The following is a 22752-nucleotide window of genomic DNA, read 5'->3' as shown; positions in this document are numbered from 1 at the left end:
TCCAGGGTCGAGAGGATCGGATGACCGGCAAGAGCAACGAACCACTCGACGCCGAATGGGTGGCCCGCAAGCACACGACATACGACGAACTCACCTCTGCGGACGGCGAACTGTGGTGGATCCAGTCGGACCCTGACCTAGGGGGAACTCGCCGCCTGATGCGCGCGAGGCCGCAGGAGAAGGCCCATCCGCAGACTCCGCCGGAACTGTCCCTGGGAGGCTGGCTGCACGCGTACGGCGGCGGGGCGTACGCCGTCACCACTGACCGCCAGTGGATCATCAGCGCTGAGGACAGCAAGATCTACGAACTGGCCGATGTCGGCGCTCCCCGCCCGATCGTCCCGGCGGATGACCGCTTCCTCTACGGCGACCTGCACCTCGCGGACGGCAACCTGCTGGCCGTACGGGGGAACGACCACGGCGACGAGATCGTCAAGGTCGACACCGACGGCCAGAGCATGCGGGCGCTGGTGAGTTCATCGGGGTTCCTCGCAGCGCCGCGCTGCCGCAGCGGCCTACTCGCCTACCTCGAGTGGGACTGCGACCGGATGCCGTGGGACTCCAGCCGGCTCCAGGTGACAGACCTTCCGGAGCACGGGCCGGCGCCCTCGCCCAAGCTTGTTGCCGGCGGGGAAGAAGAATCCGTGGTCCAGCCAGCATGGGGGCCAGACGGAATGCTGTACTTCCTCTCCGATCGCACAGGATGGTGGAATCTGTACCGCTGGGACGGCCTGCGTGTCCACGCGGTAGCTCCCATGGATGCCGACTGCGCGCCAGCGCCGTGGGAGGGCGGATACCAGTCGTTCGGCTTCCTGCCGGGAGGCGAGATCGTGCTCACGGTCTCCGACGGGTTCCGCACACGCCTGATCACCGTAGGCGGAGACGGCCACTGCCGCGAACAGGAAGCTGATGTGACCTCGGTGAAGCCCTACGTCGCGGTGCTCGGCCAACAGGTAGCGCTGATTGCCTCCACACCGACCAGTACCCCGTCGATTCGCGTCTTCGACCCTGCTAGCCCGATTCCCGCCTGGCGCTGGAATTTTCCAACCCCCATGCACGAGCAGCCACAGTACTCCTGCGCGGCTCCGACCATCCGCGAAGTACGCTCCAGCAGTACCACCATCCGCTACCTGCTGCACCGTCCACTCGTGAACGGGCCTGTGCCGCTGCTCGTCCGCGCGCACCCGGGACCAACCGACGATGTGCCGATGCGCCTCGACTGGACCGTGCAGTACTTCGTTGCTCGCGGTTTCGCCGTTGCCGAAGTCGCCTACCGAGGTAGCACAGGGCAGGGGCGCCAGTTCCGGCAAGCCCTCCACGGTCACTGGGGGGAGTTCGATGTCGAAGACTGCGCGGCCGTCGCACAGCAGCTCCTGGCCGACGGCACAGCCCTCCGGGGCGCGGTGTTCATCAGCGGGGCCAGTGCGGGCGGATACACCGCGCTCCAAGCCGCCTGTCTGACCGGCCCGTTCACCGGTGCCACAGCCACATCCGCAATCATCGACCCGAAGCGCTGGACAATCACAGCACCCCGGTTCCAGCGACCGCACGCCGCAGTCCTCGCCGGGCCGGTGGGTGCGGTGCGCGCCGAGGCCATCCGTGTCCCGGTGCTGCTCGTCCACGGAACCAGCGACGACATCGCCACAGTGGCCGACGCCCGGCGTCTTGCCGCCGAGCTGCAAGCACGTGGTGCCGATCACGAGACGCTCTTCCTTGAGGGGGGTGACCACTACCTGTCGGTGCCGGAAAGCCGCCGAGCCGTACTGGAAGCAGAGCTGCGCTTCTTCCAGAGGATCACGCCGGTAGGGGTGTTGCCGTAGCACGTTTGGCTGCGGCTGGCAGAACCTGGCGAACGAACTCGTCGAGGTCCGCGACCGCCCGCTGCTCTGCATACGGCGCGAGGTCGGTAAGCAAACGGGCAACGCGGTCGACACAGCGTCCAGAGGAGGTGCGCGCGGCGTACCCGACGGCTTCGAAACCCACGGTGCAGGCTTGTTCGATGTCGCCTGACCGAAGCCAGGTTGAGGCCATCAGGGTCGCGTCAATGGCACGACGGCGTACGCGATCACGCCCAACTCCGAGCAGTGCGTCAGCTACCTGGGCGCGGGCCTGCGGGGCCCTGCCGAGGTCGTGGAAGCAGTGTGCCATCTCGTCCGCAAGGTAGGCCCGGGTGAAGTACGCGATCCACGGTGGCTCGTTGCCGGACGTCGAGGTGTCTAGCAGCTTCTCGGCCTGAAGGAGCATGGCTGTCGCCTCGCGCTCGTCACCCAGCCGAGCGTGAGCGCGCGCGCCGACGGCGACGATCGCGGCACGGGTGGCTGCGCTCGCGGAGGTCCCTGCCCTCACGCTTGCCGCCTGGGCCCAGCGGAGCGCGACCTGAGGGTGATCGCAGTGCAGCGCCAGATGCCCGAGGTTGACCGCAACAAGGTAGGCGCCGTAGGCGTCGTCGGCCACTCCGTGGGTGAGGCCCAGCGCCTGCTTGTAGTACGTCTGCGCCCACCCTGGCCGCCCCGCGTCCACCGCCTGGTAGCCGGCCAGTTCGAGGAAGCCCGCTGCGATCCGGGCCCGCGAGCGATCGACGTCAGCGCTTGCCGCGGAGCGGGAGAGCAGCGAGCTCAGCTCCGTGTCGACGTAGGTGCGGAGTTGGGTTGCGAATTGCCCTGCGCCGTGGGCGTGATCCAACTGCCGAAACATCGCGAGCATCCCGCCCGCCACTTCAACATCGTCCTCGGTAACCCAGAGTCGGCTGCCTTCATTGGCCGCAGCCTGTCCCGGGTCCGCTGCGACCCACTCCGCGACCACCAGCTCAGATGCCTTCGGGTCGAATCTGGCAGACGGCTCGCTCTTGCGCGCAGAGCCGAGTGATGGCGTGCGACGACGCTCTTCCTCGGCTGCCGGCCAGAGGTCAACGAGCGCACCACCGGCCTCAAGGGCCTGATCGCAGGCCGCGATGAACTGACGCGATGGGAACCGCTCGCTCGCCTCGACCCGGCGGACCAAATCGGCACTGCTATGGACTGCGGCGCCCAACTTGGCCTGACTTAACCCTCTGGCGGTCCGAAGTTCGCGCAGCGTTGCCCCGAGTTTGGCCAGCGCCGAGCCAGCCGAGACAAGCTCCCGCGCCTTGGCTGCCATCACACCCCCGCTGCTTCCCTACTCACCCACGACCCGGCTCCACGACGAGTCGTCACATTCTGTTCCACTCACTGCCATTTGTGTAGGCGATCCGGCGTCAGCTGGTCATGTGGACGGACGACGAGTTCCCGCAGCTCGGATGCGGACACCCATCATGTCCGCATCCAGCCACTCGTACTCCGGTAATCGGCCAGCCAATCTGGAATCGCTGCCCGCCCGGCGCCGGCGCACGGAGACGCCCCAGACGTGCCCCCGACCGGGCCCGCGCGCCCGGACTCCCGACCGCCCGCTCGATACGGCATCCCCCTCCGTACCGAGCGGGCACCAACTAACAATGCGCGATGCGCGCTTGAGCCTTGACCGACTGAGGAGACATGACCACGACCCAGGACCACCGCCCGGAGTCGGACAGCGCGCCGCTCGGCGTCGGCACGTTTCCGACCCAGATGATCTCTACAGCCGTCGGCGGCGATCCCGAGTCCTACTCCTCTGGTGCGCCGTCCGGTGATCTGCTGGCCGACCGGCCGCGCCCGGCCCGGCTGTACGACTACTACCTCAACGGCAAGGACAATTTCGCGGCCGATCGGGCAGCGGCTGATGCGCTGCTGAAGGTGGCACCCACGCTGCCGACCACGGCCCGCGAGAACCGGCGCTTCCTGGAGCGCGCGGTCCGGCATCTCGCACGACTGGGGATCAGCCAATTCCTGGACATTGGCACCGGGATCCCCACCAGCCCCAACACCCACGAGATTGCCCAGGCCGAGGACCCGGCCTCCCGTGTCGTCTACGTCGACAACGACCCGATGGTGCTGGCCCACGCACGCGCCCTGCTCACCAGCCAGCCGGAGGGGCGGACCGCGGTTCTCAAGGCCGATCTTCGCGACCCGCAGCAGATTCTCGCCGGTGCCCGCGCAGTGCTGGACTTCCAACGGCCCATCGCTCTGATGCTGATCGCGGTCCTGCACTTCATCGAGGATTCGGACGATCCGCGCGGCCTGGTCGCCGAGCTGGTGGAGGCCCTTCCGCACGGGAGCTGCGTGATGCTGTCCCACGTCACCGGCGACTTCGACCCCGGCGCCTGGGAGAACGTCGTGGCCCTCTACCGCAAGGCCCACATCCCAGCCCAGGCCCGGTCCCGATCCGAGATCGAGGCCATCACCGCCGGCCTGCAGATCATGCCGCCCGGACTGCAGGTGGTCTCCCGGTGGCGGCCGGACGGCCCGGTCGACCCAGCGCTGACCGACGCCGCGGTCTCCTGCTATGGCGTCCTCGGCCGCAAGTCCTGATCAGAGGGCTACCCAGCTGGCCGACCGGCAGTTCATCCTCCATTCCTGCCACCTCAGCGAGGATCTGATGGCATCTCATGCAGAAAGCGCAGCCGTGGGCGGCATGGTCGCCTGCTCGCTGGTCGCGCTGCTCGTGGCGGCCTACTCGCAGCGGGTCGCGACGGTGGCACGCCGCAGGGCCTCCGAGTTGGAGAAGGCATTGGCCGCGGCGACCGCGCTGCCGCCCGCGGCGGGCGCCGACCTGGCTCAGTACCTGGTGGCGTTGGCGGCCGGAGCGGAGCCGGGCTCGCTTCAGCACCTGGTGATGCAGTCGGCTACGGCCTTGGCTGCGGAGCGCCGGCGGGTGGACGAGTTGGTCACGGATCTTGTGTCAGCCGTGATGGCAGCCGCCCGCGGTGAGGTGCCGGCGTGGAGTGCCGGGTGCGGGAGTGGGCAAACCGCTGACGGTCGTGCCGTCTGCTGTGTCCAAGCCGGCCCGCAGAGGCGTCCGGCGGCTGGAGGTGTGCGAGATGCGCACCTGTGAGGCAGCGGGTACCGCGCGGGTGGTGTTCCATCCCGCTGATCTCGACGAGGTGCTGCGGTCGGTCGTGGAGTGTTCATCCATCCCAGACAGGAGCCGATGGACGTCCCGCTTGATCGACCGTGGGGCCTGGCCCTCCATGTATGGCATGTCTATGACTGAAAGGGTGATCCGTGATCGCCGCGTCTCCGACTCGGCCGGTGTACCACCCCGCTGGGTTCGACAGTGCGCTCCGGACTGCGGTGGACGACCTGCGGGCCGGGCGCTGGCTGTCGACGCAGCGGCTGCTGGCCGCCACGGCGCAGAACGCTGGCCTACGGACTTCTCGGACGCAGGTGCTGGCGCTGGTCGCGGCCCGGTCGACGGTGCTCACCGACTGGGCCCGCGAGGACCCGGACGATCCGGGGCTCGCCATCGTGCGGACACGGGTGATGGTCGAGCACGCCCTGGCCGCAGCCGAGGCCAGCTCGCCGGAGGCCGAGCGCTTGGAGCAGGAAGCCCGCGAGTCGTGCCAGGCCGCCGCTCAGGCAGTGCGCTCGGACCCTGTTCCGTGGGTGTGCTTGATCGCCCTGGCCGCGCTGGACCGCGCCAGGCATCGGCCCGAACATCAGCAGCGCTCGTCGGACCCGATGCTTCCGGCCGGACCATGGGGGCTGCTCGATGAGGTCCTCAGGCGCGATCCGGGCAACCGAGAGGCCCACCACCGCATGCTCCGCTACTGGCACCGGGTCTACCGGCCGGCGGCGGCTGACTTCGTGAACGTCGTCATGTCGATGGCTCCGGCCGGATCACCGCTCTCGGCCCTACCGCTGTACTTGTCGGTCGACTACTACCGCAACGAGCCGAGGCGCAACGCGGTCGTGCTCCGGCAGTGGCTCCGGGAGCCCCACTTCTCCCGTGCTCAGCGCGCGTACGAGAGCTGGTCCGTGGCGGAGCCGGGAGCGTGGCCGGTCATCGACCTCAGCTACCTCGCCCACGCGTTGTGGGCATCGGCCCAGATGGCCGCCGCCGTCGAAGTGTTCAGCGCACTCGGTCAGTTCGCGTCCAAGGCGCCGTGGACCCATGTCGCCGACTCGCCGGAGAAGGCGGAGGCTCTGCTGCTCATCGCCCGGGGACAGGCCCTCGCTGGCCGCGCGACCGCTCTGGCCTGATTCTCGGCCGCCCCCCTTTCCATCATCCGTCTTCTTCCCGCACGGAGGTTGTCCCGATGTCCCCCGCCCACGCAGCACCACCGACCGACGAGGAACGGCTCCGCCAGCTCGGCTACCAGCCCAAACTACGGCGGAGAATGGGTGAGTTCGGCAACTTCGCCAGCTCCTTCTCCGTCATCAGCATCCTGTCCGGCTGTATGACGATGCTCGCGTTCGGTCTGAACACGGGCGGGCCGGCGGTGATCTTCTGGGGCTGGATCGGCGTCGGCGGCCTGGTCATGTTCGTCGGCCTGGCGCTCGCCGAGGTGACCTCGGCCTATCCGACGTCCGGTGCGCTCTACTTCATGGCCCACCAGCTGGGCGGCCCCCGGTGGGGCTGGATGACCGGCTGGCTCAACCTGCTCGGACTGGTGGGCGGCATCTGCGGCATCGACTACGGTGCGGCCAGCTTCGTCGGCGCGTTCCTCAACATGCAGTTCGGATACTCGCCGACGCCGGGCGGCCTGTTCGGGATCTTCGTTGCGATCCTGCTGCTCCACGCGGTGCTGAACCTTCGCGGCGTGCGGCTGGTGTCGGTGCTCAACGGGGTCTCGGTGTGGTGGCACATCGGTGGTGTCGTTCTGATCGTCGGGGCGCTCGCGATCGTGCCCGCCCAGCACCGGGACCTCAGCTGGGTGGTCGGGCACTTCGTCAACAACACCGGCTGGAGCAACCCGGTCTACGTGAGCGCGGTCGGCTTGCTGCTGGCCCAGTACACCTTCTCGGGCTACGACGCCAGCGCGCACATGAGCGAGGAGACCACCAGGGCATCGGTGTCGGCGCCCCGCGGGATCGTCCGCTCGATCTGGGTGAGCTGGATCGCCGGCGCCGTCCTGCTGGCCGGCATGCTGTTCGCCATCCAGGACTACTCCGGCGTCCTCAACTCGCCCACTGGCGTGCCGCCGGCGCAGATCTTCATTGACGCGCTCGGGACGACCGGGGCGAAGGTGCTCTTGGTGGTGGTGATCGTGGCGCAGTTGTTCTGCGGCAACGCGGAGACGGCGGCGGCGTCAAGGATGGTCTTCGCGTTCTCCCGGGACGGCGCGCTCCCCGGATCCGGACTCTGGTGCCGGGTGTCGGAGCGCACTGGGACGCCGGTCGCCGGGGTGTGGCTGTCGCTCGGGGCGGCGCTGGTGCTCGCACTGCCGTCGCTGTACAGCGCGACCGCGTATGGCGCGGTGACCGCCGTCAATGTGGTGGGGATGACGCCGGCGTACGCGGTGCCGATCTACCTCCGGCTGCGCAAGGGCAGCCGGTTCAAGGCGGGGCCGTGGAGCCTGGGCCGCCGGGGCCCTGCGATCGGCTGGATCGCGGTGGGCTGGGTGGCCGTGGTGAGCGTGTTGGTGTGCCTGCCGCAGTCCTCGCCGGTGACGGTCGACACCTTCAACTACGCGCCCGTGGCCTTGGCGGTGGTGCTGCTGCTGGCCTGGGGGTGGTGGCTCAAGGCCGGGCGCTCGTACTCACCGCCGGTCCAGCAGTCGACCGAGCTGGTCGCGCTGACCGAGGAGGTCGTGTGACCAGCCGCCGAACAGCCCGACCGGACGGTGGTCGAGGAGCCGCACGCGGCCAAGGCCAGAGCGCGGATGGTACGAGGGCAGTGATGCGGGCGGCGCGCTCCGACGCGGGCGGCAATTCGACGCGGACCTCGCCGGTCGGGCCACTGCACCAGCTGGTGGACAGGCTCGGGATCGACACCGTGCTGCTGGCCGTCATCGATCCGCAGGGACGACTCAAGGGCAAGGAGCACGACGCCCGCACACTGCTGCAGCGGTTGGACTCCGGGCCGGTCACTCCGGAGATGTGCGGATACGTGCTCGGCACGGATCTGGACATGACGCCCCTACGGGGTGGCGAGTTCTCCTGGGAAGGCGGCTTCGGGGATGTCGCGGTGCAGCCCGACTTCGACCACGCCCGGGTCCTCCCGTGGGAGCCGAACAGCGCCATCGTGCTTGCCCGGCCTCTGGATGGCGGTCGGCCGCACCCACTCTCCCCTGCCACCATCCTCGACGAGCAGCTCGACCAGCTCCAGGGCCTGGGCTACGAGGTGCGGGTCGGCATCGAGACCGAGTTCGTCCTCTACACAGGCACCGGCACCGACGCGGCGGCAGCTGGCTGGCGCGGGCTGCGTCCGGTGACCTGGGACAACCGCGACTACGCCCTCGACCGGCCGGGGCCAGCGGCCAACTACTCCCGGTTGCTGCGCCAGGCCCTGGCCGGAGCCGAACTTCCCGTCGAGGCGGTCAAACTGGAAGGCGCGCCCGGCCAGATCGAGGTGACTTTCCCTTACGGCCCGGCCCGGGATGCCTGCGAGCAGCACGTGCTGTTCAAGCACGCGGCCAAGGCGGTTGCGGAGCAGCAGCAGCTAGCCGCGACGTTCATGGCGGCCCCGGCGGATGGGGTGGGTTCCGGGATGCATCTGCACCTGTCGCTGTGGGACGGCGACCGGCCCCTGCTGGTCTCCGACCAGGACGCGGGCGCTCTGTCGGCGGTGGGCGAGCACGCGGTTGCCGGGCTACTGGATGTGCTGCACCAGACAGGTCCGATGTGGGCGCCGTACGTGAACAGCTACAAGCGCCTGCGTGGGCCATTTGCGCCGTCGAAGCTCGTGTGGGGATGGGACAACCGCTCGGCCGCAGTGCGGGTGGTCGGCCACGGGCGCAGCCTTCACCTGGAGGTCCGCCTGCCCGGCGCGGACGCCAACCCCTACCTCGCCCTGGCCGCCGCCGTCGCCGCGGTCCGCCACGGCATCACCAACGGCCTCAAGCCCGACGAGCCCATCACCGGCGACGCCGACTGTGACGAGGATCTGCGGGTGGTTTCCCGTCACCCCTGGGATGCCATCGAGAAGTTCGATGCCGGTCGCGTGTCCAGGGAGTTGCTGGGCGAGCGGGTTGTCGCCCACCTGGCCTCACTGGCATGGCTGGAGGTCGACCACCACGCCGCCCGCGTCACCGACGCGGAGCTGGCACGCGGGTTCGCCCAGTCCTGAGCCCCGGGCCGGTCGCGGCGCCACACCCCCGGGCCCGCGACCGGTCCGGTCCAACCCCTCGCAGTCCGCTTCCCTGTTGGAGATCCTCATGGACACCACCACCTGCCCCGACAGCCGTACCGTCACCGGCCCTCGTCCGGTCCTGCCCGAGGTACTGACGGCCGCTCATCTGGTCGATGTCGCCACCGCCGGCATGGAGGGGCTGGCCCTGTGGCTGGCCGGAGCCGGAGCCGACGTCACCGGGAGCGTTCCCGAGACCGACCGGAACAGCCCGGTCGTGGCTGCGCTGAGGGCGGCCGGCATCGAAGTGGAGGTCGGCTTCGAGCCCGAGCACGTACGCACCGACCGCACGGCGGTGGTGTGGCCGGGTGTCCCTGCCGACGCGCATCCGGAACTCGACCGCGCCCAGGATCTGCAGCTGCCGATCCTCAGCCGGGCCGTCGCGCTCAGGGCCCTGTGCGCCCAGGCCGAAGGCGGATCGGTGGCGGTGGCGGGCAGCCACAGCACCACTACCGCGGCAGCCGCCCTGGCGGCCGTGCTGGATGACGGCGCGACGGGCTGGGTGCTGAACGCCCCGGCACGAGCGGGCGGCGCCGGGCACGCCGGCAACAGCCGAATCGTGGTCGACTTCTGCCCTGACACCGCCACCCACGAGGCCGCCACGCCGGGTGCCCAGCAGCACCGCCCCTCACCTCATTTCCGCGCCCGCGAGCCCAAGTTCACCGCCGCGCTGATCCTCACCATCGACGCGAACGCCCCGTACTGCGAGGACAACATCGAGGGCCTCAATGCCGCCCAGCTCCTCGCCCGCCGCGCCGCCACCGTCGTCCTGCCAACCTGGGACAGCAGCGTGAAGATCCTGCGCGAGCGCCTGGGCGACCGGCCCGAACCGCGCGTGGTCACCGTCGGCCTCGACCCGGCCGACACCGTGTGGATCATGGCATCCCGTTGGACCGGCGAGGACTTCCGCGTCACCTTGCGCTACGAGGAGACGGACCACGCCTTCATTCTCCCGGTTGCCGGCCGCCACCACGCCCTGGCCGTGTGCGCCGCCATCGCCACCGCCCTGGTCATCGGCGAGGACCCGCAGGCCGTCTCCCAGCGCGCCGGCGGCTTCCGCGGGGTGGATCGTTCGCTGACCGTGCTCGGCACCCAGTCCGGCGTCACCGTCGTGGACTCCCGCGCCCGGCACCCGCGCGAGATCGCCCAGGACGTCACGGCCGCCCGGATGCTCACCGAGGGCTCGCTGGTCATCGTTCTGGAACCGGACGGCATCGCCCGCACCACCGCGCACGCCGCCGAACTCGGCGCCGCCCTCGGCGATGCCGATCACGCGGTGCTGCTGCCGGTCAGCACCCCGCTGACCCAGGACGCCGTGCCCGACCCGCTGGATGCCGTCGAGCAGGCCGCCGTTCAGAAACTCGGAGCGGGCGCGGTCCACCGGGTCCGCTTCGGACCGTGCGAACCCGCCCCGGAGCAGCGGATCTTCGAGATGACCGCCGAGGGCGACCTCGTCCTGGTCGTCGGCACCGGCCAGGCCGAGCGGCTCGGGCCGAGGCTGCTGTTCCATCTCGCCGCCCCCGGCATGCCGATTCCTCAGCAGCTGTGACCCGCCCGAACCACCCCGCTGGAGACGACGCCGTGGCCATCGGCCCCCTGCCCAACCTCACTGCCTCGGAAAGCCGGTTGATCGTCCTGGTCGCCGCCGGCGCCAGCCGCGACCAGATTGCCGCCGACCCCGACACGAAGCTGCAACCGGACGACGTCCGCAGCGCGATCGACGCGGTCCTCGTCACGACCGGCACCCGCACCGTGCTGCACCTCGCCGCCTGGGCCACCGCCCACCGGATCGTCACCCAGTCGGTGCACCCCAGCGGGGCACTGACCATCAAGCCCCAGCTGGCCCCGCGGCTGACGCAGATCCTGTCCGGCTGGGCGAGCGGGCGGAGCACGCCCGAGCTGACCGCAGACTTCGGCATCGCGCCGAGCACGATGCGCGGCTACTCCAAGAGCCTGCTCAGCCAGTTGAACGTCGACTCCCAGCCGCAGGCCGTCGTCGTCGGCGTCCTCGCCCAACTGGTACCGCTGAACAGCATCGACCGCGCCTGGCCGGCTGAACCACTCGCCCCGGCCGCCGTGCCTCAGGCCGTGGCACCGTGAGCGGTCAACGAAGTATCAGGAGCATCGGGCTCGCCGTGCTCTGCTTCCTGATTGGCGTTCTCGTCGGCGGCTGCGCCATCTACCTGCTGGAGCACCGCGCCACCCTCGGTCAGCGGCTCTACTTGGGCACCTTCGCCGTCGTCGCCCTGTGCACTCTCGGCGTGGCCGATCGCGTAGTGGGCCACCGCGCGCCGCCCTCGAAAGACCCGGACCATCCTGGCGACCGCCGCCGGTCCGGCTGAACAGCTACCCGCAGTAACCCATGGCGGCGTTCGGGCCAGGGCCGCACCCCTTTCGATCTCAGAGAGCAGATGATCACCCTCACCGTCCTCCACGGACCTACTACCTCCGGCGGCGCCCGGTGAACCTTCGATACGTCGAGGCACCCGAACCGTACGAGCCGGACGGCCGCCCGGCGGTGTTCCTCGCCGGGGCAACCGTTGGCTGCCCGGACTGGCAGAGTGAAGCGGTCGACCTGTTCGCGACCACGGGCTTCGACGGCACGGTGCTCAACCCCCGACCGTCGCGCAACCCGGCCACCGACCCCTACCTCGCGTGGCACCCATTCGGCTGGCAGGACCTCAACATCCGGCGCACCGACGTCGTCCTGTTCTGGAACCCGCTCGGCCACGTGCGCGTGCACGACTGCTACGAGGCCAGCCTGTTCACCCCGCACGGCGGGACGGTGGTCGTCGGCTGCGACCCGGCCGACCCCGTCCAGCGCGCCAACCGCGTGCTACTCGCGAACCTCATGCCCTGGTTGCCGGTAGCCGACACGCTCGCCCACACCGTCGCCGCCGCCCTCGCCGCGCTCGCGACCCCCGCCCCCGCTCGCCGCTGACCACCCACCGTCCCACCCACGTCAGGACCCCATGCGCACCCCCACCACCCCTTCCCGGATCGAGGACCACGCGCTCCTCGGCAACACCGCGTCCGCCGCCCTGGTCCGCCCGGACGGCTCCATCAACTGGGCCTGCCTGCCCGGCTTCGACTCGCCGGCGGTGTTCGCCTCGCTGCTCGGCACCGCCGACCATGGCCTGTGGCGCGTCGGCCCGGCCGTCTACGACGGCGCACCGCCCCCGGCGGCCGACCGCCGCCACTACGTGGGCAACTCCCTGGTCCTGCGCCAGGAGTGGAACTGCCCCGCCGGTACGGTTGCGGTCACCGACTTCATGCCGGCGCCCACGGTCAGCGACCACGCCGAGCCCCGGATCGTCCGGATCGTCGAAGGCATCAGCGGCGAGGTCCGTGTCGCCAGCGTCTTCCGGCCCCGTCCCGGCTACGGCGCCACCAGGCCGCACATCGAGCGGCTCTCCCGCGGAGCCCAGCGGCTTTGGGTGGTCGCCCACCCGGACTCGTACTGGCTCGATGGCCCCCAGCACACCGCCAACGGACGGGGCGTGTGCCGGGCCGACTTCACCGTCCGCGCCGGCCAGAGCGTCGTACTCACCCTCACCTGGGTGCCCTCCCACCGCCCCGCCCCCATCCCACCCGACGCCTTCGCCGAGCTCGACGCCACCACCGAGTTCTGGGAGCAGTGGGCAGCCGGCTGCACCTATCCCGGCCCGGACCGCGAGGCCGCGGTACGCTCCGCCCTCACCCTCAAGGCACTCTGCCACCCGGGCGGCGGCGTCGTCGCCGCGCCCACCACGTCCCTGCCCGAGCGGCTCGGCGGCGAACGGAATTGGGACTACCGCTACGTCTGGCTGCGCGACAGCGCGCTGACCATCGCCGCTCTGCTGCGGCTCGGCTTCCTCGACGAGGCCCGGCAGTGGCGCAGATGGCTGGTCGACACCGTCAACCCCCAACGCCTCCAGCCGATCTACCGCGTCAACGGCGACGCCGAGCTCGACGAGGAGGTCCTGGACCACCTTCCCGGCTACGACGGCTCCCGGCCGGTGCGCATCGGCAACGGCGCTGCCGACCAGCTCCAGCTCGACGTCTACGGCGAACTCGCCGACACTCTGCTGCTCGCCGAGGACGCCGGCCTCCCCCCGTCCCCGCAGTGCGACGCCCTGCTCTTGGCGCTCGCCGAGCAGCTGGAGCAGCGCTGGCGGGAGCCTGACGAGGGCATCTGGGAAATCCGTGGCCCAGCACGGCATTTCACCCACTCCAAGGTGATGTGCTGGGTCGCCGTGGACCGGACCCTGCGGCTGCTGGAACGCCGGAGCGCCACCGACCCTGCCGTCCTCGTCCGTCTCGCCCGCCTGCGCGAGGAGATCCACACCGACGTCTGCACGCGCGGCTTCAACCCCGAGACGGGCACCTTCACCCAGTCCTACGGTGGCCGGGCCCTCGATGCCTCCCTGCTGCTCCTGTCCCTGATCGGCTTCCTGCCGCCGGACGACAAGCGCGTCATCCGCACCGTCAAAGCCGTCCAGCGCGATCTCACCGAGCACGGGCTGGTGCTGCGCTACTCCACCCGCGAGGAAGCCTGCGGCAACGTCGACGGGCTCGCCGGCCACGAGGGTGCCTTCCTGGCCTGCTCGTTCTGGCTGGCCGAGAGCCTCGCCGTCATCGGCCGCCACGCCGAAGCCCGCGCGCTGTTCGACCGGCTGCTCGCCCTGCGCAGCGATCTCGGGCTCCTCGCCGAGGAGTACGACCCCCTCGCCCGCCGCCAGCTCGGCAACTACCCGCAGGGGTTCTCCCACTGGAGCATGGCGGACGCGGCCGTCCGCCTCGCCGACTGCCCGCAGCCTCGGCTCACGGCACTGCCCGGGCCGCGTGCCGCCGCCGACCGGGCGCTTCCCGCCGCCGTGGTGGCGTAGTGGGCGGCAGCGAGGTGCGCAACACCGTCAGCCGGTCGAAGGTGCGAATCGCCGTCCAGGCCGCCAGCAGTACGGGAACCTCGGGGGCACCCGCGACACCGAGCGCCTCCAGAAGCGGATCACCGCCCTGGGAAGCGTGAACGCCCGCCTCCCGACGAGCATGGCGCGACTGTCAGTACCCCGTGGCACACTGCCCTGTTCGAACTACAACGGCCGTACCGGTATGACGAGTTGTGGCTGTTCACCGGATCGTGTGGCATCTGCCGCGACACGCCGACGCGGCCCCGCCGGGCCGCCTACGGTGGGACACCTGCCCACGCACTCACGTACGACTAACGATCACCAGTTTGATCGCAGCATCGCCATGCCCTGGACCGGCGGCGCTCCGCGCTCCGGTTCCCTCCCGCCCCGGAAGGAGACGTCCAATGCCGCACACGCTGGTTGTGGGAGTCCACCTGGTCCTGATCGAGAACGGCCGGGTACTGCTCGGACAGCGCACCAACACCACGTTCGCCGATCAGCACTGGCACGCTCCAGCCGGCCACCTCGAAGCGGAGGAGTCCGTCCTGGCCGGTATGGCCCGCGAGGCCGACGAGGAACTCGGCATTACCATCCGGGAGGAGGACCTCGACCTGGTTCACACCCTCCACCACCTCGACGCCGACGACGGTGCCGGACGCCTCCAGCTGTTCTTCGCCCCGCGCGCGTACACCGGCAAGATCACAAACCGCGAGCCGGACAAGTGCGCCGCGCTCCGCTTCTGGCCGCTGGACGGGCTTCCGGAGCCGATCGTCGGCTACACCGCCGACGCGCTCACGCACATCGCCGCCGGCCGCCCGCTGTCCGTCGTCGGATGGCCGGCGTGAGCACCCCGAGCCCCCCTGCGCTCCCGGCGGCCGGGACGCCCGTGGGAAGCGCGGAAACCCGCCTCGTGGTCGTTCGGGGGAACTCGGCGGCGGGCAAGTCGTCGGTAGCGGCGGGCATCCGGGACCGGTTCGGGCGGGGCCTGGCCGTGGTCGCGCAGGACAACCTCCGCCGGATCGTGCTGCGCGAGCGGGACCGGCCCGGCGGCGCGAACATCGGCCTGATCGACACGGTGGCACGGTACGCGCTGGGCGCCGGCTACCACGTCGTCATCGAAGGCATCCTGTACGCCGATCACTACGGCGAGATGCTCAGGCGCCTGGTGGGCGACCACCGCGGCGTCACCCGCTGCTATTACCTCGACATCCCGATCGCCGAGACGCTGGTCCGCCACGCCGCGAAGGCCGATCGCGAGTACCTGGCTGCTGTCACCGAGCGGGAACTGCGCGACTGGTACCGCGCGCACGACGTTCTTCCCGGCGGCATCGAGACCGTCATCGGCAGCGACAGCACTCTCCACGACACGGTCGACCGCATCATGCGCGAGACCACGCTCTCGGAGTTGCCCCCGCGCGACACCTAGAAGCAAGTCGCCCGACCGTCGCGTCCGCGCTATTGACCCCTCCCACTTCAACCAGGAGCCCCTTATGCACGAGACAAGCAGGCTGTCGGTCTGCGTCATCGCCCACGACCTGACGACCGACCGGATCGCCACCGTTCACTACGCCCAGCGCAGTTGGACCCCGGGCCCCGCGTGGACGATCCCCGGTGGGAAGGTCGACCCGGGGGAGGAGATCTCAGTCGCTGCCGCCCGGGAGCTGCGTGAGGAAGCCGGGCTCATCGCCCGGCCGTGCGACCTGCGTCTGGTGCACACCATCCAGGCCAAGGAGGGCTGGGACGGGCGCGGCGGGTTCGTGCTGTTCGTCTTCGCCACCAGCGAGTTCACGGGCGAGCTGGTCAACGTCGAGCCGGACAAGCACCTGGAGGTGCGCTGGCACCCCGCCGCCGCCGTCCTGCCCAGCCCGATGTTCCCGACCTCCAAGGCCGCGGTGGAGGCATACCTGGCCGGCGGGCCCGCGTTCTCCACCCACGGATTCGACCCCGCCTCCGGCGGGCGGCAGCTCGTCGAGACGTGACCGGCGCCCGGTCGGCACCGTGCCGGGTGAGTGCGCTCACCCGGCACGGTGCCGACCCTGGCCGGTCCGTATCGGCTGCCCCACGGCTACGCCGAACCCTGACGGTATTGGCGCCCTACCACCACGTTCCCCCCTCTGCGAAAGGGAGTATGTGACCAGCGCACCCAAGACCTCGACGAACCCGGTGCCGGACAGCGAGCAGCTGCTGTTCGGTGGGCCGATGCGCTACGACTACGGCTGGGCCAAGCACGAGATGGCCAGCGGCAAGGTAACGTTCTGGGCGGTCGCGCGGCAGATGCCGCACTTCCTGCGCCTGGCCGCAGGGATGGCGTGGCAGGCTGATCGCGCGGCGCTGGTGACCCTGGTCGGCGCCGAGGTGCTGCGCGGCCTGGCCGCGGCCTTCGCGCTGATCGCGACCAACCATGCTCTGGCCGCGCTGCTCGCCCCCGGCCAGGTGGCCGACGTGCTGCGGGCCGCTGTGCCGGCGGTCGTGGCGGTCGGGGTGATCGCGGGCCTGTCCTCGGTGCTGTCCGCGGCCTCGGGCTGGGCCGGCGGGCGGCTGGAACCGGCGGTCTTCCGGCGGGCCACCATCGAGTTCCTGGGAATCGTCGGCCGCTCCGAGCTGGAGGCGATCGAGGACCCGGCGTTCCTCGCTGAGGTGGACAGTGCCCGCTGGGGCGCGATGTCGCTGCAGAGCATCATCGGCCAGGCCACCTCCGTCCTCACCGCCACGTTCGGCCTCGTCTCCGCCGCCGGCGTCCTGTCCGTCCTTCACCCCGCGCTGCTGCCGATGCTGCTGCTGATCACCGCCCCGCGCGGCTGGGGAGCCGTCCGCACCGCGCGGCGCCACTACGCCTCCACGCGGGCCTGGCTTCAGCACTCCCGGGCCAGCACGGCGCTGGCGGACATGCTGATCCGCCCGTACTCCGCGGCCGAGCTGCGGGTGCACGCGTGCGGGCCGTTCATCCTCCACCACTACGAGCAGATGGCCCGTGCCGCCGAGCAGGAGCAGGCCCGCCTCGCCGGGGCGAGGGCCCGTACCGACCTGCTCTCCGCGACGCTGGCCGGCGCCGCCACTGTCGGCGCCTTCCTCCTCCTGGGCTCGCTCGTCATGAGCGGTGCGATCCCGCTCGCCGCCGCCGGCACCGCCGTGGTGGCCATCCGCACCGGCTCGGCCAGCATCGGCGGCCTCGTCTCCCAGATCAACCGGCTCTATGAGGAGTCGCTGTTCGTCCGCGACCTCGACCAGCTGCGCCGCGAGGGCCACCGCCGGGCCATCCCCACCGGCGGCACGCCGCTGCCCGAGCGCCCCGAAGCGATCACCGTCGAGGATGTCTCCTTCACCTACGACGGCCGCGACACTCCCGCGCTGGACAAGGTCAGCCTCACGATCCCCCGGGGCAAGGTCGTCGCCCTGGTGGGAGCCAACGGTTCGGGCAAGTCCACACTGGCCAACATCCTGTGCGGGGTCTACCAGCCGCACCAGGGGCGGGTCCGGTGGGACAGCATCGACACCGCGACCGCCGACCGCGACCAGCTCTTCAGCAGCGTCGCCCTGCTCGCGCAGAACTTCCAGCGCTGGTCCTTCACCTTGCGCGCGAACCTGCTCCTCGGCCGCCCCGAAGTCGCCTGCGACCAGCGGCAGCTGGAGACCGCCGCCGACTACGCCGACCTCCACCCGGTGATCGAAGAGCTGCCCCGCAGCTGGGACACCCTCATCGCCAAGGGCTTCGAAGGCGGCGTCGGCCTCTCGGGCGGCCAGTGGCAGAAGGTCGCCCTCGCCCGCACCCACCTGCGCCTGACTACGCCCGACGCCCACGGCCGGCTTCCCGCCCTCGTGGTGGTCGATGAGCCGACGTCCGCGATGGACCCGGAAACCGAAGTCGAGGCGTTCGAGCAGATCCGCCAGCTCACCGCCCTCGGCGTCACCGTCGTCCTCATCACCCACCGCCTCGGCGCCACCGCCAAGGCCGACCGCATCTTCGTCCTCGACCACGGCCGTCTCATCGAACAGGGGAGTCACTCCGAGCTGATGGCCCAGGAACCGGCCACGCGCTACCGCGAGTCCTACCTCCTCCAGGCCGCCCAGTACGACCTCGGCGACCGCCTGCCCCACCAGACCACCGCCAGCGCCTGACACGCTCGCGGTAGTCCCCTATCCGAGCCGATCCGACCAGCAGGGAGACCCCAGTGAGTGCACCGACCCCGCCCGAGACGCCGCAGCCATCAGTCCCCGCCACCTCGTGGGACGACCTGCTGGCCCGCGGTACCGAGCACATCCAGCGCGCCTTCCGCGAACTCACCGCCGCCACCAGCGACTACGCCGGGCACAGCCCCGACCTGATCTGGGGCAACCTGCAGACTCCCGAGTACGCACAGGAGGTCCTGCGCATGGTGGCCAACCTGCACCAGCTCCCCGACGACTCCAAGGCCGGCGCAGCCGAACGCATCGCCCGCGCCCGCTACCTCGGGCAGGACGGCCGGACCTACCACGTGCTGCTCGGGGAGCAGGCTCTGATGACCGGCATCGGCGGTCCTGCGGTGCTGCGCGCCCAGCTGGAGCACCTGCTGGCCGCCCTCGACACGCCGGGCCTGCGCCTCGGGATCATCCCGGCCCGAGCCCGCCTGCACGTCTACCCCGGGGACGGCTTCGGCATCCACGACGGCACCCGGGTGGAGGTGGAGGGCTATCGCGGCTGCGAGACCATCACCGATCCGAAGCGCGTCGGCCTCTTCCACCGGGCGTTCAGGCTGCTTCAGGAGTCCGCCGTCTACGAGCAGGACGCCCGCGCCCTGATCACCGAGGCTCTGCGCGGCTGGTGATCGCCGCTTGGCCTTGGCCGTTGAGGGGCCTCGACCTGCCGACCCGCCGGCCTAACCGCGCCGCGGCACTGACATCCGCCCGAACCTGTCCAGATCAGACCGGAGTTCTTTATGCAGACCAATCCCGGTGCCGCTTCTCGTATGGCCATGGTGGGCGGCTCCACTGTCCGTATCGGCGAACTCGCAGGGCTCGGTCGCCCCAGCGAGGACAGGGTGGTCACCACCGACCGTGCCGTGATCGTCCTGGACGGTGTCTCCACCGTCACCGACGACCATCCCCGCGGCGGCTGGTACGCCGACACCCTGGGCTCGTCCATCGCCGAACTCCTCACCCGAGAAACCGACATGGACCTGCGCCAGGTGCTCGCCACCGCGATCGGCACCGTGGCCGACAACCATGCCCTCGTCCCCGGCACGTCCCCGGCCTCCACCGTGGCGATCGTGCGCCGGCGGGCAAACCAGATCGAGGCGGCGGTCCTCGGCGACAGCCCCGTCATCGTCATCGGCCGCGACGGCTCGGTGCACCCGCTCCGCGACGACCGGCTCGCCGTGCTCGTGGACGCTCAACCCCAGGCCCGCGAGTACCACGACCTCCTGCGCGCCGGCCACGGCTTCGGCGAACGCCACCGCCACATCCTCAAGGAGCTGCGCGGATTCCAAGGCGGCGTGGTCAACCGCCCCGGCGGGTACTGGATCGCCGAGGGCGTGCCCGCGGCGGGCCTCAACGCGATCACCGCGTCCTGGCCGGCCGCCGACCTTGCCGAGATCGTGATCGCCACCGACGGCATCTCCGCCGGCGTCGAGGAGTACGAGCTGTACTCGTGGCAGGAACTCGCCCACGCGTGCCGGGAGGACGGGCCGCACGCGGTCGCCGACGCCATCGACCTCGCCGAGCGCGAGGACCCCTCCGGGAAGCTCTGGCCCCGCTACAAGGTCGCCGACGACAAGACGCTCGTCTGGTGGCCGCTGCACCGCCCCACCGGCGGCGGCCGGTAGCGTCCGAGCATCAGCGGCCAACCCCCGAAGGATGAACATGAGTTGGACCACCGACCCGGTACGTGAGGCGGCCTGGGCTGCCTGTGTGGAGATGCGAGCCCGCCCGCCGATCGCCACCGCCCGCGCCGGCGGCGCCGACCGGATCGGCCGCGACGCGGCGGTGCTCGCCGAGCGCCTGGACGCCGTGCTCGCCGCCGACCCCGAGCCCCTGCTCACCCGCGCGGTGACGCAGGCGCTGGAGCAGCTCGCCCCGGTGCGCGCCCTGGCCGAGCAGTTCGAGCAGCGGTGTCGGCAGCTTCCCGCCACGCACGCCGTCGGCCGGATCGCCGATCAGTGGCCGGCCAACGCCGAACTCGCCGCTGCCTTCCATGCCTGCACCTCCGCCCTGCTCACGGCCTACCAGACGCTGGACGCGGCGGCCCGCACCGCACCCGCGACTGGGTGGACCACGCTCAGCACCCAGGCCCTCCACCACGGGCCGCGCCTGACGCTGCACCGCGACCAGATCCTGCGCCCGGACGGCCAACACGACATCTACGACCACATCGACGTACGCGACGGCGTGCGCGTCGTCGCGCTCAACGACAGCAGCGAGGTCGCGCTCGTCGAAGACGCCTTCTACCTTCACGGCCGCCTCGTCCACCTGCCCGGCGGCGGTATCGAGCGCGGGGAGGCGGTCGAAGCCGCCGCCGGGCGCGAGCTGGAGGAGGAGACCGGCTGGCGCGCCACCGCGTGTCGGGTGATCGCCCAGATCCACCCGCTGCCCAGCTCCACCCGCGCCCGCACCCACCTCGTCCTCGCACCGGCCTCGAACCCGGTGAACCGCGCCGCGATCCGACCGAGGCCGGGATGACCGCCCACTGGGCGCCCCTAGAGCAAGCGCTCGCCATGGTCGAGCACGGCGTGATCCGCGAAGCCGGCAGCGTCGCCGCCCTCCTACACACCGCCCGCCTCCTCGACCAAGAGCAAAACCCACAGCCGCGCACCGCCTGAGCCGCACAGCCCGCCAACCACCCACCAACCACCCGCCAACCAGGGCGACTTCCCCCTGGCCACCACCGCTCACCCTCTACCCCGGCGGACTGGCCGCGCCCCGGCCCCGTGCCGTCGCCGGCGCTGCTGCCCGTCTTCCATCCTCAAGGAGGCTCTTCCGTGATCCGCGTTGCGAACCTCAACGCCTACAAACTGCACCCCCGCGACGTCGCCACCCAGGGGTGGGAGGCCCGGGTCACCGCGATCCGCGAAGTCGGCCCGGACGTCCTGTGTCTTCAGGAAGTCCTCGTCGACGAGGACGCACCCGAGGACGCCAGCGAGGACGGCATCGTCGACGAAGCGAAGAGGCTTCGCCGCTGGGACTCACAAGCCGCTGCCGTCATCGCGCGCCTGGCCCAGGACTGCGGCCTCAGCGCCACTACGATCCGACCGGGCGACAGCGCCGGCCCGGTCGCGATGGCCCGAAACGCCCACCGCCCCTGGTACACGGCCGTCCTGTGGAACCCCACTACGGTCACCCCGGTGCCCGGCGGATTCCGACCGTACGGGTCGCCCGACTACTGGCACGGCTGTACCACGATCCAGCTCGACATCGGCGCACAGAGCCCACTGCTCGTCGTCAGCTACCACGGCGACCCATTCCGGCCCGACTTCCGGGCCAACGAGGCGCGGCGACTCAAGGGCGCCTTCCGCCGTACCGGCGGCGCCAAGCCCGGCATCGTTCTCGGCGACTTCAACTCGATCTCCGCCGCCACCGTCACCGTCGACCGCGTGGAACGGCTCTACGACGAAGAGCCCTACCGCGACCAGGACCACGACGACCTCGAGTACCAGTGTGTCCCCGAGACGATCGGCGACACCAACCTCGCCGACCGCCGGCCCACCGCCATGCTGCTGCGCCGCGGCTTCATGGTCGACGCCGCAGCGCACGTCGGCGCGCCGTGGCAGCCGACGGTGGGTCACTGGGCAGACGGCCAGGGCGACCCGGATCCGTGGGGGCGGCGCCGGATCGATCTCGCCATGGCGACCCGGCCCGTGGCTCCGGCGCTGGTCGGCTACCGCACCCATCGGAGCCCGGCCGCCGAGGCGGCCTCCGATCACCTGCTGGTCGTGGTCGACATAGACCCGTCCAGGATTCACTACGAGGCCGAGGGGGGCTTAACCGTGCGCAAGTTCATGACACCCGGCAGGCAGTGGGGTCGCCCGGACGGGCCGGACGAGGACTGGATCCGACCGCATGTCCTGTGGCTGCCGCAGGACCAGCCGCAGGTCTGCGCCTACTTCGCCAAGTTGCGGGAGATTACCTCCCAGTACCCGGACGTGATCTCCTCGATCGCCGAGGAAGACCTCCACATGACCTTCCAGAAGATCAACCCGCAGGTCGCCGCCGGCTCGCGCGTCGACGACGCGATGCTCAAAGCTGCGGCAGTCGCGGTCCAGCGTGAACTGGAGGCTCTGGAACCGTTCACCGTCGAGATCGGTCCGGCGCGGGCGTCGGGCTCCGCCGGGATCGTCGAGATCTGGCCGGAGCAGGGACCGGCGGAGCTCTACCAGCGCGTACGCGCCGGGCTGACCACGGCCGGCCTTGGCCTCCCTCCTGCGGAGGAATTCTTCTGGTGCCACATGTCCTGCGGCTACGGCGTGCAGGACACCGACACCCCGAAGCTGGCCGCCCGATCCGACCGACTCGCTTCCGACCTTGGCCGCCGAGTCCGGCCGGGCATCCGCACCAGCGCCACCATCTCCAGTGTGTGGCTGGCTTGGGAGCGCCAGGTCCCCGACCGAAACACCTACACGTTCGAGCGCGTCCACCAGCTGCACCTCGGCCAGTCCCGCCAGCCGCAGCCGGCCACACCGAACGGCGCCGACACCTACGCGACGGAGAAGTGATC

The 22752-nt window shown here is 70.8% G+C and carries 19 protein-coding genes; 18 read left to right on the top strand and 1 reads right to left on the bottom strand.

Annotated features, from left to right (window positions below; genetic code table 11):
• Positions 1-20 precede the first annotated feature (20 nt).
• A complete protein-coding gene (locus ACFVHV_RS02170; RefSeq protein ID WP_380348187.1) occupies positions 21-1820 on the top strand; it encodes a prolyl oligopeptidase family serine peptidase in 1800 nt (599 codons plus the stop codon).
• Here the strand turns inward: ACFVHV_RS02170 and ACFVHV_RS02165 are convergent.
• The gene (locus tag ACFVHV_RS02165; RefSeq protein WP_380348294.1) at positions 1795-3135 is read right to left on the bottom strand and encodes a helix-turn-helix domain-containing protein; all 1341 of its coding nucleotides are present in this window, start codon (positions 3133-3135) and stop codon (positions 1795-1797) included. The two genes, ACFVHV_RS02170 and ACFVHV_RS02165, sit on opposite strands and share 26 nt — an antisense overlap.
• A 374-nt stretch (positions 3136-3509) precedes the next feature.
• Here ACFVHV_RS02165 and ACFVHV_RS02160 point away from each other — a divergent pair, with 374 nt between their 5' ends.
• The 17 genes from ACFVHV_RS02160 to ACFVHV_RS02080 all read left to right on the top strand — a co-directional run bounded on the left by ACFVHV_RS02160 (position 3510) and on the right by ACFVHV_RS02080 (position 22750).
• On the top strand, positions 3510-4421 hold the full coding sequence (locus tag ACFVHV_RS02160) for an SAM-dependent methyltransferase (RefSeq protein WP_380348185.1): 912 nt from the start codon (positions 3510-3512) through the stop codon (positions 4419-4421).
• 762 nt (positions 4422-5183) lie between these two features.
• Positions 5184-6092: a hypothetical protein gene (locus ACFVHV_RS02155; protein WP_380348183.1), complete on the top strand. Its 909-nt coding sequence runs from the start codon at positions 5184-5186 to the stop codon at positions 6090-6092.
• 56 nt (positions 6093-6148) lie between these two features.
• Complete coding sequence (locus ACFVHV_RS02150; protein ID WP_380348181.1) at positions 6149-7648, top strand: amino acid permease; 1500 nt, start codon at positions 6149-6151, stop codon at positions 7646-7648.
• Positions 7649-7731: 83 nt separating this feature from the next.
• On the top strand, positions 7732-9120 hold the full coding sequence (locus ACFVHV_RS02145; protein WP_380348179.1) for a glutamine synthetase family protein: 1389 nt from the start codon (positions 7732-7734) through the stop codon (positions 9118-9120).
• A gap of 88 nt (positions 9121-9208) precedes the next feature.
• Complete coding sequence (locus tag ACFVHV_RS02140; protein ID WP_380348177.1) at positions 9209-10729, top strand: Mur ligase domain-containing protein; 1521 nt, start codon at positions 9209-9211, stop codon at positions 10727-10729.
• 32 nt (positions 10730-10761) lie between these two features.
• Positions 10762-11280: a LuxR C-terminal-related transcriptional regulator gene (locus ACFVHV_RS02135; protein WP_380348175.1), complete on the top strand. Its 519-nt coding sequence runs from the start codon at positions 10762-10764 to the stop codon at positions 11278-11280.
• Between the two features lie 35 nt (positions 11281-11315).
• Positions 11316-11522, top strand: a complete 207-nt coding sequence (locus tag ACFVHV_RS02130) for a hypothetical protein (protein ID WP_380348173.1) — start codon at positions 11316-11318, stop codon at positions 11520-11522.
• Between the two features lie 119 nt (positions 11523-11641).
• Complete coding sequence (locus tag ACFVHV_RS02125; RefSeq protein WP_380348172.1) at positions 11642-12121, top strand: hypothetical protein; 480 nt, start codon at positions 11642-11644, stop codon at positions 12119-12121.
• Positions 12122-12152: 31 nt separating this feature from the next.
• A complete protein-coding gene (locus ACFVHV_RS02120) occupies positions 12153-14048 on the top strand; it encodes a glycoside hydrolase family 15 protein (protein ID WP_380348170.1) in 1896 nt (631 codons plus the stop codon).
• A 425-nt stretch (positions 14049-14473) separates the two neighbouring features.
• On the top strand, positions 14474-14914 hold the full coding sequence (locus ACFVHV_RS02115; RefSeq protein ID WP_360507796.1) for an NUDIX domain-containing protein: 441 nt from the start codon (positions 14474-14476) through the stop codon (positions 14912-14914).
• Positions 14902-15495, top strand: coding sequence for an AAA family ATPase (locus ACFVHV_RS02110; RefSeq protein WP_380348168.1), 594 nt, complete (start codon positions 14902-14904; stop codon positions 15493-15495). The genes ACFVHV_RS02115 and ACFVHV_RS02110 overlap by 13 nt, the downstream gene beginning before the upstream one ends.
• A 64-nt stretch (positions 15496-15559) precedes the next feature.
• Positions 15560-16048, top strand: coding sequence for an NUDIX domain-containing protein (locus ACFVHV_RS02105; protein WP_380348167.1), 489 nt, complete (start codon positions 15560-15562; stop codon positions 16046-16048).
• 151 nt (positions 16049-16199) lie between these two features.
• Positions 16200-18185, top strand: a complete 1986-nt coding sequence (locus tag ACFVHV_RS02100; protein ID WP_380348165.1) for an ABC transporter ATP-binding protein — start codon at positions 16200-16202, stop codon at positions 18183-18185.
• Between the two features lie 53 nt (positions 18186-18238).
• Positions 18239-18871: a DUF5753 domain-containing protein gene (locus ACFVHV_RS02095; protein ID WP_380348163.1), complete on the top strand. Its 633-nt coding sequence runs from the start codon at positions 18239-18241 to the stop codon at positions 18869-18871.
• A 111-nt stretch (positions 18872-18982) separates the two neighbouring features.
• A complete protein-coding gene (locus tag ACFVHV_RS02090) occupies positions 18983-19867 on the top strand; it encodes a protein phosphatase 2C domain-containing protein (RefSeq protein WP_380348161.1) in 885 nt (294 codons plus the stop codon).
• A gap of 37 nt (positions 19868-19904) precedes the next feature.
• A complete protein-coding gene (locus tag ACFVHV_RS02085) occupies positions 19905-20720 on the top strand; it encodes an NUDIX hydrolase (RefSeq protein ID WP_380348159.1) in 816 nt (271 codons plus the stop codon).
• Between the two features lie 299 nt (positions 20721-21019).
• The gene (locus ACFVHV_RS02080; RefSeq protein ID WP_380348157.1) at positions 21020-22750 is read left to right on the top strand and encodes an endonuclease/exonuclease/phosphatase family protein; all 1731 of its coding nucleotides are present in this window, start codon (positions 21020-21022) and stop codon (positions 22748-22750) included.
• Positions 22751-22752 lie beyond the last annotated feature (2 nt).

The organism is Kitasatospora sp. NPDC127116, from assembly GCF_042677365.1.
GTDB classification, from domain to species: domain Bacteria; phylum Actinomycetota; class Actinomycetes; order Streptomycetales; family Streptomycetaceae; genus Kitasatospora; species Kitasatospora lactacystinica.
Note: the sequence above shows the minus strand (reverse complement) of the source record. Positions and strands in the feature narration are given on the sequence as shown.